11 protein-coding genes are annotated in these 13,780 nt (G+C 69.6%); 3 read left to right on the forward strand and 8 right to left on the reverse strand.

Going from position 1 to position 13,780, the window contains the following annotated elements:
* Positions 1-67: 67 nt before the first annotated feature.
* The 8 genes from OG707_RS37620 to OG707_RS37655 form a co-directional block, all read right to left on the reverse strand.
* On the reverse strand, positions 68-1,855 hold the full coding sequence (locus tag OG707_RS37620; RefSeq protein ID WP_329126363.1) for a bifunctional sugar phosphate isomerase/epimerase/4-hydroxyphenylpyruvate dioxygenase family protein: 1,788 nt from the start codon (positions 1,853-1,855) through the stop codon (positions 68-70).
* Positions 1,813-2,730 (reverse strand): shikimate dehydrogenase, encoded by a 918-nt coding sequence (locus OG707_RS37625; RefSeq protein ID WP_329126364.1) that lies wholly within the window; start codon positions 2,728-2,730, stop codon positions 1,813-1,815. The genes OG707_RS37620 and OG707_RS37625 overlap by 43 nt, the downstream gene beginning before the upstream one ends.
* A 14-nt stretch (positions 2,731-2,744) precedes the next feature.
* Complete coding sequence (locus OG707_RS37630; protein ID WP_329126365.1) at positions 2,745-3,491, reverse strand: ABC transporter ATP-binding protein; 747 nt, start codon at positions 3,489-3,491, stop codon at positions 2,745-2,747.
* Positions 3,488-5,323 carry a branched-chain amino acid ABC transporter ATP-binding protein/permease gene (locus OG707_RS37635; protein ID WP_329126366.1) on the reverse strand — a complete coding sequence of 612 codons (1,836 nt, stop codon included), beginning with the start codon at positions 5,321-5,323 and terminating at the stop codon, positions 3,488-3,490. The genes OG707_RS37630 and OG707_RS37635 overlap by 4 nt, the downstream gene beginning before the upstream one ends.
* Complete coding sequence (locus OG707_RS37640) at positions 5,320-6,189, reverse strand: branched-chain amino acid ABC transporter permease (protein ID WP_329126367.1); 870 nt, start codon at positions 6,187-6,189, stop codon at positions 5,320-5,322. Before OG707_RS37640 ends, OG707_RS37635 begins: the two co-directional genes overlap by 4 nt.
* Positions 6,190-6,206: 17 nt before the next feature.
* Positions 6,207-7,322, reverse strand: coding sequence for an ABC transporter substrate-binding protein (locus OG707_RS37645; RefSeq protein ID WP_329126368.1), 1,116 nt, complete (start codon positions 7,320-7,322; stop codon positions 6,207-6,209).
* 85 nt (positions 7,323-7,407) lie between these two features.
* Positions 7,408-9,162 carry a thiamine pyrophosphate-binding protein gene (locus tag OG707_RS37650; protein WP_329126369.1) on the reverse strand — a complete coding sequence of 585 codons (1,755 nt, stop codon included), beginning with the start codon at positions 9,160-9,162 and terminating at the stop codon, positions 7,408-7,410.
* A complete protein-coding gene (locus tag OG707_RS37655; RefSeq protein ID WP_329126370.1) occupies positions 9,159-10,664 on the reverse strand; it encodes an aldehyde dehydrogenase family protein in 1,506 nt (501 codons plus the stop codon). Before OG707_RS37655 ends, OG707_RS37650 begins: the two co-directional genes overlap by 4 nt.
* Before the next feature lie 129 nt (positions 10,665-10,793).
* Between OG707_RS37655 and OG707_RS37660 the strand changes: the two genes are divergently transcribed.
* Genes OG707_RS37660 through OG707_RS37670 form a run of 3 tightly spaced genes read left to right on the forward strand, consistent with a single transcriptional unit; the run spans position 10,794 to position 13,633 of the window.
* Entirely contained in the window at positions 10,794-11,576 is a 783-nt protein-coding gene (locus tag OG707_RS37660; protein WP_329126371.1) for an IclR family transcriptional regulator, read from the forward strand.
* Between the two features lie 24 nt (positions 11,577-11,600).
* On the forward strand, positions 11,601-12,803 hold the full coding sequence (locus tag OG707_RS37665; protein ID WP_329126372.1) for a CaiB/BaiF CoA transferase family protein: 1,203 nt from the start codon (positions 11,601-11,603) through the stop codon (positions 12,801-12,803).
* Positions 12,800-13,633 carry a citryl-CoA lyase gene (locus OG707_RS37670; RefSeq protein WP_329126373.1) on the forward strand — a complete coding sequence of 278 codons (834 nt, stop codon included), beginning with the start codon at positions 12,800-12,802 and terminating at the stop codon, positions 13,631-13,633. The genes OG707_RS37665 and OG707_RS37670 overlap by 4 nt, the downstream gene beginning before the upstream one ends.
* Positions 13,634-13,780: the final 147 nt, after the last annotated feature.

Consider the following 13,780-nt stretch of genomic DNA (forward strand, 5'->3'; position numbering starts at 1 on the left):
CTCTCGAGCATAAAACGGAGGTACCCTCCGGTCAAATCGGAGCGGTGGCGCGCAGCCCAGCAACGATTCAATGCTGTGCGTGCTGCGCGGCGAGTCGTACGGGTGCGTTTCGGGCGCCGTAGCCGCGGTAGTCGCCGTCGCGCTGGACGAGTTCGAAGAACACGCGGCCGACTGTCCGCGTGTAGCAGTGCCGGAAAGTGCCGCTGGTGTCCTCGTCGTACAGGATGCCGAGCTCGCGAAGGGTCTCCAGCTCGGCGTCGCCGAACTCATGGCGTGCGGCGAGGTCGTCGTAGTAGTTCGCGGGTACGGTCAGCAACTCGCCTCCCGCGTCACGGAAACGGCGTGCGGCCGCGAGGATGTCGGCGGTGGCGAGCGCGACGTGCTGTGCTCCGCCGGTTTCGTGCTCCGGGGCGGGTCCGACGGCGAGGGCGATGCGCACGCTGCCGTCGGTGTTGGTCACGGCGCGGCTGCGGAGCAGGCCGTAGGGGTCGGCGACGTCCACGCTCTCGTGCGGGAGCAGCCCGAGCACGCCGCTCTGGAAGAGCGTTGCTTCGTCGAACCTGAGCCAGGGCTGGGTGAGGGCGATGTGGTCGATGCCGTGGACGTCCGTTCCTGCGGGGCTTTCATGCGGGACCGGCGCGAAGTCGTCCGTCCAGCCTGGGGTTTCGGGCTCGGGAGGCGCGCAGAAGAAGATCTCGGTGCCGTCGGGTGCCGCGACCGCGTCGAGGGGGGCGTCGCCGGGGGCGCGGCGGCGTGGCAGTACGGGCGCCAGCAGGGATTCGGCGCGCAGCGCCGCTGCGGCAGGATCCGGGGATTCCAGGCCGATCGCTGTCAGGGAGAGCGTGGCGCGCCCGCTGTCGGAGGCGGTGTTGAGCAGGATGCGGGCCCCGCCCTGTTCCCAGAGGTCCACCGGCTTGCCGCGATGCCTGGCAGTGCGGGCGAAGCCGAGCGCGTGAAGAAGTGCTGATGCCGGTTCGGCATCGCCGGTGAGGAGTTCGGCGAAGGCGAACCCGGTGGGCTCCACCGCGGCAGCGGACGGTGGCCGGACCCCGGTGCTCTCCTGAAGCAGGCGCAGCGAGCGCTGGGCATCGACTGCGGTGGGACCCGCGTCGGTCTGTCGGAAGACATCGTTGAACACCTCGAGGGAGAGAGGCCCGCGGTATCCGGCGCCCCGTACATGGGTGAGGAATCCGGTGAGGTCGAGGCCGCCCTGGCCGGGGAAGCAGCGGTGGTGCCTGCTCCACTGGAGTACGTCCATCTGCATCAGCGGGGCGTCTGCCAGTTGCAGGAAGAAGATCTTCTCGCCGGGGATCGACTCGATGCCCTTGGGGTCGCTGCCCCGGGCGAGGATGTGGAAGCTGTCGAGACAGACTCCGAGGGCGGGGTGGTCGGCGGCTTCGACGATGTGCCAGGCATGGTCGTACGTGCTGACGTGGCGGCCCCAGGCGAGTGCTTCGTAGGCGATGCGGATGCCGTACTGGGCTGCCAGTTCGGCGAGTTGGTGCAGTTGGCGGGCCGCGAGAGCGTCATCGTCCACGGCGAGCGGTGAGACGTTGGAACACACCAGGGCCAGGTCCGTTCCCAGCCGCCCCATCAGACGGAACTTGTGCTCGGCGCGGCGCAGGCTGCGCGCGAACTCGTCCTCGGGCACGGCTTCGATGTCCCGCAGCGGTTGGTAGAGGTCGATGGTCAGGCCGAGATCTGCGGTGCGTTCCCGGATCTCCTCCGGGGTGCAGGGGCTGGCGAGGAGGTCGTTCTCGAAGATCTCGATGCCGTCGAAGCCCGCCCGGGCCGCTGCGGACAGCTTCTCGGTCAGTGTTCCGCTGAGCGAGACGGTGGCGATGGACGTACGCACAGGGGTTCCCCTTCGGTGGCGTGGGCGAGCTCGGCGGCGTCGGTGAACATCCGCGTACGGTCCGGTTCGTGGCCGGTGAAGAGCCTGAAGGCGTCGGCAGCCTGGAGGACGACCATGCCGACACCGTCGAGGGTGGCGCAGCCGTGCGCGCGGGCGGTGCGCAGCAGTTCCGTCTCCAGTGGCCGGTACACGATGTCGGCGACCCACAGCGGGGGTCGGAGCAGTTCGGCCCGGAGGGGGAGGCCGGGGTGGGTGGCCATCCCGGTGGGTGTGGCATGGACCAGGCCGTCGGCGTGGGCCAGGAGGGCTGTCAGCTGGTGTGGTTCCGCGGTGGACACACGCCCTGTCCCGAAGTGCCGGGTGAGGGATGCTGCGAGCCCGGCCGCCTTCCCGGGCAGCGTGTCCAGGACGGTGAGGTGCCCGCAGCCCCGGGCGAGCAGGGCATGGGCGACGGCCGCGCCCGCTCCGCCTGCTCCGAGCTGAACGACCCGCTGAATTCGGGCGTCGGGCAGGAATCGGTCGAATGAGGCCGCGAATCCGGTGACATCGGTGTTGTGGCCCACTGACCGCGCGCCCTCGAACACCACCGTGTTGACTGCTCCCAGCTCTTCCGCCTGCGGGGCGAGCGCATCCAGGTGCTTCAGGACGAGCTGTTTGCAGGGGTGGGTGATGTTCAGGCCGTCGAAGCCCATGTCCCTTGCACAGCGGACCAGTTCACCGACTCTGCCGGGGGCGACACCCAGGGTTTCGATGTCGATCAGCCGGTAGAGATAGCGCAGGTTCTGGCGGTCCGCCTCCCGCTCGTGGAGCGCGGGGCTGAAGGACGTGCCGATACCTGAGCCGATCAGACCGACGAGATACGAGGGCTGGGGCATGGCCGTACCTCCCTTCACAGGCCCAGGTAGATACGGCGGACGCGGGCGTCGTTGCTGAGTTCCTCCGAGGTGCCGGTCATGGCGACGGAGCCGTTCTCCATCACCAGGCAGTGGCTGGTCGCGCCGAACGTGAGGGTGGCGTTCTGTTCCACGAGGAGGAGGCTGAGGCCTTCCTCGCGCAGCCGTCGCAGCACTTCGAGGATCTCTCCGACCAGCTTGGGCGACAGCCCCATGGAGGGCTCGTCCAGCAGCAGAATGCGGGGTCTGGCCATCAGGGCGCGGCCGATGGCGAGCATCTGCTGCTGGCCTCCGGAGAGCGCGCCGGCCAGACGTCCGCTCATCTCGCGCAGTACGGGGAAGAGCGCATACACCTCCTGTTCCAGCGTGGCGCGGGTCTCGGCGTTCCAGCGGCGGGCGTACGCACCGAGGAGAAGGTTCTTCTCCACGGACAGGCCGGGGAAGACATGGCGGCCTTCGGGTACGTAGCCGATGCCGTGGCGCACCATGTCGCGGGCCCGGACTCTGGTGAGGTCGTGCTCGCCCAGGGTGACGCGCCCGCCGCTGCGCTGCACCAGGCCCATCAGCGCTTTGAGCGTGGAGGTCTTCCCCGCGCCGTTCGCTCCGATGATGCCGACCGAGTCGCCGGGGGCCACGTCGAAGCTGATCGAGCGGACCGCGCAGATGCCTCCGTAGTGGACCGAGAGGCCGTCGACGGCGAGCGCAGCCGCGGAGACTGTTCGTACGGTGGGCGCCTGGTTCACCGGGTTGCCTCCTTGGGCGCCGGGGCCGGGGCGGTGGGCTCCGGGAGCGGGACGTGGGACAGGGCGGAGTCGCCGAGATAGGCCTCGATCACCTCGGGAACGGTGACCACCTCGGCCGGGGCGCCCTCCGCGATGATCTTTCCGCTGGAGAGCACGGTGACGCGCTCGCACAGGGACATGACCAGGCCCATGTTGTGCTCGATGAGGATCACCGTGGTGCCGCTGTCGCGGATGGAGCGCACGATGCGGGCGAGTTGTTGCACCTCCTCGCCGTTCAGTCCGGCGGCCGGCTCGTCGAGGAGCAGGAGCCGGGGGTGTGAGGCCATGGCGCGGGCGATCTCGATGCGGCGCTGGATGCCGTACGGGAGCGAGCTCGGGGCGGCTTCCGCGAAGTCGGTGAGGCCGAAACGCTCCAGGGTCTCCCGGGCCTCGCGGTGCAGCCGGCGCTCGCGGCGTACGACGCCGGGCTGCCACAGGGCGTACTGCCAGATCGTATGGGTGCGGGTGCGGTCGAGAGCGACAAGGATGTTCTCGCGGACCGTCAACTGGCCGAACAGGCGCAGGTTCTGGAAGGTGCGCGCCATGCCGAGGCGGCTCAGTGTGTAGGTGCGGGTGGCCGTGGTGTCGGTACCGGTGAAGCGCACCCCGCCTGAGGTGGCCCGGTTGAAGCCGCTGATCACGTTGAACAGGGTGGTTTTCCCTGAGCCGTTGGGGCCCACGATGCCGCGGATCTCTCCGGAGGCGACGCTGAGCGAGACACCGTCCAGGGCGCGCAGGCCGCGGAAGTCCTTGGTCACGGAGCGGATGTCGAGCAGCGGATCGCCGCCGGTGGCGGCCGGCGCCCTGTCGTAGGGCTGGAAGGGGCGGAGTTCGGCGCGGTCGCCGACACGGCCGCGCCGGCGGCTCACGAACTCAGCGGTACGGGAGGGGATTCCGGCGAGTCCGGTGGGCGCGAAGACGACCATGAGGACGACCACGACGCCGTATCCGAGCTGTGCGTACGTGGAGAAGTCGGAGAGCCATTCACGGATCAGGGTCAGTCCGACTGCGCCCACGACGCAGCCCACCAGTGAACGCCGGCCGCCGATGACGACCATGGCGAGCAGGATGAACATGTTGGCGATGGAGAAGGTCTCGGGGGCGACGTAGCGGATGAGTCCCGCGTACAGCACTCCGGCGAGTCCCCCGTAGAGGCTGGAGAGCAGGAAGGCTGTCATGCGCAGCAGCGGGATCTCCGCGCCCATGGCGCCCGCTGCCAGGGGGTCGTCGCGCATGGCGCGCAGCCGCCTGCCCAGTGAGGTGCGGACGACGAAGAGGCCGAAGCCGAGACTGACCGCGAAGAGGACCAGCTCCAGGTAGTAGTAGAGGTATTCGCTGGAGAGGTCGATGCCGGGGAGGGTGGGCTGCGGAATGCCGGAGATGCCGTCGGCGCCGCCGGTGATCGTGGCGTTGGTGATCCAGTTGATGAAGCCGAGCGCCAGGCCGAGCGTGACGATGCCCAGGTAGTGGGACTGCATGCGCAGGGCGGGGATGCCGACGAGGAGTCCTACGGCCGTGGTGACGAGCAGGGCGAGGGCGGCGGCGGCCCAGAATCCGTAGCCGTAGTGGGTGGTGAGGATGGCGACGGTGTACGCGCCCGCGCCGAAGAAGGCGACCTGGGCGAGGTTGATCTGCCCGGACACCCCCATGGCCAGGCCCATTCCCATCGCCAACAGGGCATAGATCACTGCGATGTTGACCACGTGGATGGTGTAGCTGCCCAGACCGTACGGCAGCAGCCAGCCGGCCACCGCGAGTGCGCCGAGTCCGGAGAGCCGGTAGCGCCTGCTCATGCGCGGCTCACCGTCCTCTCGCCGAAGACGCCCGTCGGGCGGATCATGATGGCGACGGTGAAGACGAGGAACGTCACCAGCACCGAGTAGCCCTGGAAGTGCCCTGCGGCGTACGAGTCGAGGACGCCGATGGCGAGGCCCCCGACGACGGCGCCGGGGATGGATCCGAAGCCGCCGAGCATGGCCGCGGCGAATCCCTTGATGCCCAGGGCGCCGCCGAGCGAGGCGTCGACGTACAGCATCGGTCCGACCAGACCGCCGGCCAGCGCGGCAAGTCCCGCGCCGATGGCGAAGGCGAGCGCGTTGCTGCGGCCGACGTTGATGCCCACCGCGGTGGCGGCCTCGTGGTCCATGGCGACGGCCTGCATGGCGGCCCCGCGCTTGGTGCGCGCCAGGAACCAGGCGAGCGTGATGACGGCGAGTGCGGCGACGCCCATGACGAGGAGGTCGTATGTGCGCACACGCACCCCGAAGAGATCGAGGGGGGCGGAGCGCAGCGGGGAGGGAACCGCCCTTCCGGTGGTGCCCCAGATGAGGATGGCGACGGCCTGGAGGACGATGCCGAAGCCGATGGTGCCGATCAGCATCAGGTCGAAGTCCTTGTTCTCCAGCGGGCGCAGGACCCGCTCGATGACCAGCCCGATGGCCGCGGTGACCGCGATCGCCACCAGCATGGCGACGGCGAAGGGGAGCTTCGAGGTGAGGTAGAAGGTGGAGGCGGCGTAGGCGCCGATCATGGCGATGTCGGCGTGGGCGAAGTTGACCAGGCCCATGGTGCGGTAGACGAGGGAGAATCCCATGGCGACCAGGGCGTAGACGGCCCCGAGACTGAGGCCTCCGACGAGTGTCTGCAGTGTCTCTTGCACGGTGTTCTCCCCGGGGCCTAATTCTGCGGGACGAGCTTGCCGTCGCGGATCACGCCGATGGTGGTCTTGGTGATTCCCACGCCGTCCTCGCCGTACTGGAAAGTGCCGAGCAGGCCCTGGTACGCGGTGGCGCGGATCGCGTCCGCGAGCTTCTGGCCGGTCGCTCCCTTGCTGGTCTTGAGGGCGGTGAGCAGGATGTTCGCCCCGTCGTAGGCCTTCGCGCCGTGCAGTTCGGCCTCTTTGCCGTACGCGGCCTTGTAGGCGGCGGCGAAGGCCTTCGAGGCGTCGCTGGTGTCGTTGCTCAGGTACGGCGAGCTGACGATCGTGCCCTCGACGGCGGCCTTGCCCGCGGTGTCGATGAAGACGGGGGTGCCCTGCGGTGCGGCGCCCGCGAACGGTGCGGTGATGCCGAGGTCCCGGGCCTGCTTGACGATCAGTCCGGCCTCCACCTCCTCCGAGCCGATGAAGATCACGTCGGGCTTCTTGGCGCGGATGGTGGTGAGTGCGGCGCTGAAGTCCTTCTGGTCGGTGGTGACGACCTGGTCGGTGGAGGGGGTGACACCGAGGTCCTTGGCGGCCTTGAGGAAGGCGTCGTGTTCGCCCTTCCCGAACGAGCCGTTGTTGGTGATCATGGCGATCTTCTTGTGGCCCTTGGCTGTCACCAGGTACTGGGCGAGCGTCGTGTCGTAGGTGGTGGAGGTCGGCCCGTTGAGGAAGAGGAACGGGCTCTTCAGCGCGACCAACGCGTTGGACTGGCCCGAGGTGATGTTGGGGATCTTCTCCTGCTGGAGCACGGGCCCCATGGCGACGGTCACCGCGCTCTCGGCGGTGCCGAGCATGGCCACGTACTTCTCGCTGGCGAGCTTGCGGGCGATATTGGTGCCGGTGGTCGGATCGCCCTGGTCGTCGAAGAGCTTCAGCTCGATCTTGCGGCCGTCGATGCCGCCCTTCTTGTTCCATTCGGCGACGGCGAGCTTGGCGCCCTTGTATTCCCAGTCGCCGAGCGAACTGAGCTGTCCGCTCTGCGCGTTCACCACCGCGACCTTGATGGGGCCGGTGGTGGCCTTGTCGTTGTCTCCGGAGTCACCGGGGGCGCTGCACGCGGCCAGGGCCGTGGCTAGTGCGGAGGTCACGCAGAGAGTGAGGATGCTTGGTCGCGGAGTGCGGGGCATGGGGTCACCTCGTAGGGAGAAGGAAGGTCGGATGCGTTCCGTGCCGTCAGTCGGTGAATGACCCGCGGTAGATGTCCTTGATGTTCCAGTGGCCGGGGGTCGGCACAGGCTCGTTGACCATGGGTACGTCGATCACCGCGGGCCTGCGCCGCGCGATCGCTTCGGCGAGTGCTTTGGGCAGATCGGCAGGGGTGGTGACGGTGTGTCCTTCGGCGCCGCAGGACTGGGCGAGGGCCGCGAAGTCGGGGCTGTAGGGCCTGCCTTCGGGGTCGGTGAACTCGCAGCCGTACGAGCGTCCGAAGGAGGAGGTCTGGAGGTCGGCGATGGTGCCGTGGGCGCGGTTGTTCATCACCACGAAGACCACGGGCAGGCCCTGTTCCACGGCCATGGGGAGCGCGGGCAGCTGGGCGCTCATCCCGCCGTCGCCGACCAGTGCGACCACGACGCGCTCGGGCTGCGCGATCTGCACGCCGATGGCCGCGGCGGGGCCGAAGCCCATGGTGGAGGCTCCGCCGGGGGTGATGAACCGTCCGGTCTCGGGGAGTTCGTAGCACTGGGCCACACCGTTCTTGTTCCAGCCGACGTCGGTCACCAGGATCGCGTCGTCGGGAATCGCGTCCCGCAGATCGGCGAGGATGCGCTGCGGGCGGAGCGGGAAGCTGTCGCTGAGCCCGGCCTCGCGGGCGGAGTCGAAAACGCTCCTGCGGGCGGTGGTGATGGTGTCGCGCAGTCCGGAACGCACCAGCGGCTCGGGCCGCACGGCCCTGACAGCAGCGCCGATGGCCCGCACCGCGAGGCCCACATCGGCCACGGCACCGATGTCGGCGGGGTAGTTGCGGCCGATCTCGGCCGGGTCGATGTCGATCTGGATGAGCCGGCTCGGCGGGCTGTGCCGGTCGCCGAAGGTCCAGGTGTAGGCGGGATCCCACGAACTGGCGTCGGTCTCGGCGAAGCGGGTGGCCAGGGCGAGGACCACATCGGCGCCCTTGGTGTACGCGTGGGTGGTCTCCAGGCCCCAGAAGCCCGGCATGCCGAGAAGGAGGGGGTGGCTGTCGGGCAGGAGGCCCTTGCCCATCAGGGAGTGGGTGAGGGGAATGTCCAGATGTTCCGCGAGCTCCAACAACGCTTCCCTGGCGGCCGGTTCGCGCAGTCCTCCGCCGAAGTAGATCAGCGGGCGCTCGGCGGCGAGGAGCGCCTGGGCGACGCGCTCGGCGGTGACCTCGTCGAGGCCGGGTGTTGCCGAGCCGCCGGGCAGGGGGTTCTGGCCTTCGTACGGGTCGGTCTGCCGGTTGAAGAGGTCCATGGGGACATTGATCAGGACGGCTCCCGGGCGGCCGGAGGTCGCGGTCCAGAAGGCGCGCTCGCAGGTGCGGGCCAGGTCCTGGACCCGGTGCACGTTCCAGGCGCGCTTGGTGAACGGCCGGTAGACGGCGCTCTGGTCGGCGTCGGCGTGGAGGTTGACCTCCTGGTGCGGGTGGCGCCCGTAGTAATAGGAGGGGATGTCGCCGGAGATGACGACCAACGGGATCGAGTCGAGGGCGGCGGTGGCCACCCCGGTGACCGCGTTCATCATGCCGGGGCCGACGTGGGTGAGGAGGACGCCGGGTTTGCCGGAGACGCGGGCGTAGCCGTCGGCGGCATGTGCGGCGGCCTGCTCGTGACGGGCGATCACGAACGTGATGGAGGAAGGGCCCAACGCATCGAGGAGGGCGATGTTGGTGTGTCCGCACGTACCGAAGACGTGGTCGACTCCGTACGACTCGAGCTGGCTGACCAGGGCTTCCGCGGCAGTCACGGTCATCGGTCCGACTCCTCGTCGAGCGAGGCCGATGCGCCCCATACGGACATGCCGCGGAGCATCAGCGTCTTGACGACCGTGTAGTCCTCGATCATCGACCGGGGTGTCTCGCGGCCGAACCCGGAGTCCTTGACTCCGCCGAACGGAACATGGTCCAGGCGGTAGTTGGAGGTACCTCCGGCGATCAGCGCACCGGTCTCCAGGTCCCGCCAGGCGGTGATGATGCGCCCCATGTCCCGGGTGAAGAGCCCGGCCTGGAGGCCGTAGCGGCTGGTGTTGCACTCGGCGATGACGGCGTCGAAGTCGTCGTAGGGGAGCACGGTGACCAGTGCGCCGAAGATCTCCTGCACCACGACCTGGGCGTCGCGGGTGGGGCCGGCCACAATCGTGGGCGCGGCGGTGGCGCCTTCGCGGGTGCCGCCGCGCAGGACACGAGCGCCCGCGGCAGCCGCCTCGGCCGACCAGCGGACCACGCGTTCGGCCGCGTCGTCGTCGACCATCGAACCCACGTCGGTGGCGGCGTCGAGCGGATCGCCGACCTTCAGGGCGTCGACGCCCTGGGCGAAGGCGGTGAGGAAGTCCTCGTAGCGGGAGTGGTGGACGTAGACCCGTTGGACGGAGATGCAGCTCTGCCCGGAGTTGCTGTATCCGGTACGGGCGCACTCTTTCGCGGCCTGCGCGATGTCGGCGTCCTCGCAGACGACGGTGGCGGCGTTCCCGCCGAGCTCCAGCACCAGTCGCTTGGCGCCGGCGGCGCGGGCCACCGCCTGGCCGGTGGCCCCGCTGCCGGTGAAGCTGATGACGGCTACCTCGTCGGCCGCGCACAGCAGCGCACCGACCTCGCCGCCTCCGTGCAGCAACTGCACCGCCTGCGGCGGCAGTCCGGCCTCCAGAAGCAGGGCGACGATCGCGGCACTGGAGGCCGGGGCCTGCGGTGGTGCCTTGACGAGGGTGGTGTTGCCGGCGGCGAAGGACGCGCCGAGTTTGTGCGCAAGGAGATTGGCCGGGGCGTTGAAGGGGGTGATGGCGAGGGCCACTCCGGCCGGTGCACGGTAGGTGAGCGCTGTGTTTCCGGCCCCGCGCGCCCAGCCGGCGACGGGCAGCATCTCACCACCGATCTGGCGGGCCTCGGCCGCACACACCGCGAAGGTGTCCGCCACCCGGTCGATCTCGCCGCGGCCGTCCTTGAGCGGCTTGCCCAGTTCCAGGGCGAGCAGCCTGGCCAGGCCCTCGCGGTTCTCGGAAGCCGCGCGGGAGGCGCGCTCGAGGATCTCCGCACGGGCGGCGGGAGTCAGACGGGCCACGGCCCGGGCAGCGGGACGGGCGTAGGCCAGAGCCCGGGCTACCTCCTCGCCGGTCGCGGTGGTCGTCCGGCTGACAACACGGCGCAGATACGGCCCTGTTCGTATGAGGGGAGGACCCTCGCCACCCCACGCGCCGGCGATGAATGCGGGAGCTTCGGCGACCGTGGCCTCGGTGCCCGCTTTGAGGAGGGATTCCAGCATGAGATCTCCCGAAGAACCGCTCAGTGGTACCGGTGGACTGCTCTGTGGGTCGGCGTGTAACGTACGGGCGCCGAACTCGCCCTGGCAAGAGGGCAGTTCGAGGAAGTTTTCAAGCGAAGGGGGAAGCCGATGGAACGGTCCGAGCAGGAGCGGTCCGCAGAGGCGACGGGGGTGCGCAGTGTGCGCAGGGCGCTGGACATCCTGGGGCTGCTGAGCGAGGACCGGCCGACCGTCACTCTGCGGGAGATCGTCGACGCAACCGGTCTCGCCAAGACGACGGCCGTCCGGCTCGTGCAGACGCTCGAACAGTGCGGCCTGCTCTGGGACACCCCGGCCGGCTACACCGCGGGCCCCGGCCTGTGGCGCTGGGCGCATCTGGCCCACACCAGCTGGGAACTTCCGCGCGAGACACGCAAGTTGATGCGGGAACTCGCCGAGGAACAGCGGGAAACTGTCAACTTGTTCATGCTGCGCGGCGAGCACCGCGTCTGCGTGGCGCAGCAGGAGAGCCCTCAGGCGCTGCGCCATGTTGTGGGCGTGGGCGACGAACTGCCGCTGTGGGCCGGTGCCTCGTCGAAGATCCTTCTCGGTACGGCCCCGGACAGCCTGCTCCACCGGATCGCACAGGGCTCCCCGTACGGCGAACTGCACGCGCGGCAGCTGCGGGTGTGGGCGGACACGGCCGCCGAACACGGCTTCGCGGTCAGCCGGGGCGAGCGCGACGAGGGCCTGACGGCCGTTGCCGTACCGGTCCTGGGCCGGAGCGGAGCCGTGGTGGCCGCGCTCTCGCTCAGCGGGCCGAGCCACCGCTTTCCCGAGGAGACCGTCCAGCGGTTCGCCGGAGCTCTGCAGGAGGTCGCCCGGCGGATGTCGGACCAGGGCTTCGCCCACCCCCTCAGCCCCACGATGTGATCCGACCGCAGAAGGAGCCGGTGCATGACGGAACGACCGCTCTCAGGAATCCGCGTACTCGATCTCACCAATGTGCTCGCAGGACCGTACTGCAGCTATCACCTCATGCTCCTCGGCGCCGAGGTCGTCAAGGTCGAACAGCCGGGCCGGGGCGACCTCGCCCGCAGCCTCGGGCCCGACCCCGAGCTGAACCGGGCCGGTATCGGCGCCTCCTTCCTCGCCCAGAACGCCGGCAAGAAGTCTCTCGTACTCGATCTCAAGGACCCTGCGGACCGTGCGGACTTCGAGGACCTTGTGCGCGGCGCCGATGTGCTCCTGGAGAACTTCCGGGCCGGGGTCCTGGACCGTATCGGATACGGGCCCGAGCGGCTGCGGGAGCTCAACGGCCGGCTGGTGTCCTGCGCCATCACCGGCTTCGGGCAGTCGGGACCGATGAGTTCGGCCCCCGCCTACGACCAGATCATCCAGGGTCTGTCCGGAATGATGAGCATTACCGGCACCACCGACACCGCGCCGCTCAGGGTGGGATTTCCCGTCAGCGACTCGCTCGGCGGGCTCGGGGCGGCGCTCGCCATCAGCGCGGCCCTGCTCGGGCGGGAAAGGACGGGGGAGGGGGCCCACCTGGATGTCTCCATGCTGGAGGTGTCCCTCTCCGCCATGGGGTGGGCCGTGTCCAACTACCTGATCAGCGGGGTGGATCCGGAGCCGATGGGCGACCAGAACGCGACCGCGGCGCCCTCGGGAACCTTCGAGGCGGCCGACGGCGGGCTCAACATCGCGGCCAACCGGCAGGAGCAGTTCGAGACGCTCTGCAGACTGGCCGGGCTGCCGCACCTGCTGGAGGACCCGCGCTTCGCCGAGCGCGAGGCACGCAAGATCCACCGCGCCGAGCTGAACGCCGAGCTGAACGCTGCGCTGCGGCAGAAGACCGCCGCCGAGTGGGAGACGACGCTCTCCGCCGCCGGGGTCCCCGCCGCCCGCGTACTGAGCGTTCCCGAGGCCGTGGAGCTGGAACAGCTCGGCCATCGCGGCTTCTTCACCGATCTGCCCTACCCGGACGGATCCGGCCGCACCCTGCGCATCAGTGGGAACGGCGTGCTCGTCGACGGACGGCCCCCGCACCCGGACCAGCCACCGCCGCTGCTGGGCGAGCACAACGAGGAGCGTCACCGGCTGATTGCCCGCTGGCGCGCGGAGAGCCGGGCTTCCGGGGTGCTGGGGTCATGAGCGACGGGCAGAACACCGGACCGCAGGACGGCCTGGTCGCTCAGTGGTGGGCCACCGCGGTGAGCCGTGTCGAGCCCGGCATCATCGAACTGCGGGAACACCCCGTCCAGGACCTCATCGGCCGCGCGACCTTCGCCGAGACGATCTGGCTGATGCTCCGCGGCACCCTGCCCAGGGCCGAGCAGGCCCGGCTCCTGGAGGCGGCCCTGGTCGCCGGCGTCGACCACGGACCGCAGGCGCCCTCCATCGCCGCCGCCCGGATGGCCGCCACCTGCGGGATCGGTCTCAACAGTGCGATGGCGACCGGCGTGAACATGCTCGGTGACGTCCACGGCGGGGCCGGGCAGCAGTGCGTACAACTGCTCAGCGACATCGGCGAACGCCACCGGGAGGGCCGCGACTTCGATGCAGTCGTCACCGAGGTCATCGGCGAATGGCGAACCCGTTCCCGCTACCTGCCGGGCTTCGGGCACCGTTTCCATCCCCGTGATCCACGCCGTGATCCGCTGCTCGCCCTGGTGGACCGTGCCGTGGCCGACGGGCTGGTGGAGGGCGCACACCTGCGGGCAGCGCTCGCCGTGGAGGCGCAGCTCAACCAGGGGCGCGAGGGGAAGAAGCCCGTCCCGATGAACATCGACGGTGCCACCGCCGTCATCTATGCCGAGCTGGGCTTCGAGGCGCCGCTCGCCCGCGGCCTGTTCGTGCTCAGCCGCAGCGTCGGCATCCTGGCGCACGCCTGGGAGGAGAGCGGTCAGGGGCGCCGCAACAAGAGCCCCATGCCGCCCAGCATGGTGCCGGTCCACCTGGTGGTACCAACTGGGCATTCCTGACCCGAAGTTGAACTGTCGCCCGGACAAGTTTCCTTTGCCGCAGGTCTTGCCACGGGCGTAGCGGCGTCCCTAGCGTGACCCCCTGTCCGCGTGACCATTCTGCGGATCGTACGAACCACCTGGCGGACCTTGATCGAATCGAGGGAT

The organism is Streptomyces sp. NBC_01465 (genome assembly GCF_036227325.1).
Taxonomy (GTDB): domain Bacteria; phylum Actinomycetota; class Actinomycetes; order Streptomycetales; family Streptomycetaceae; genus Streptomyces.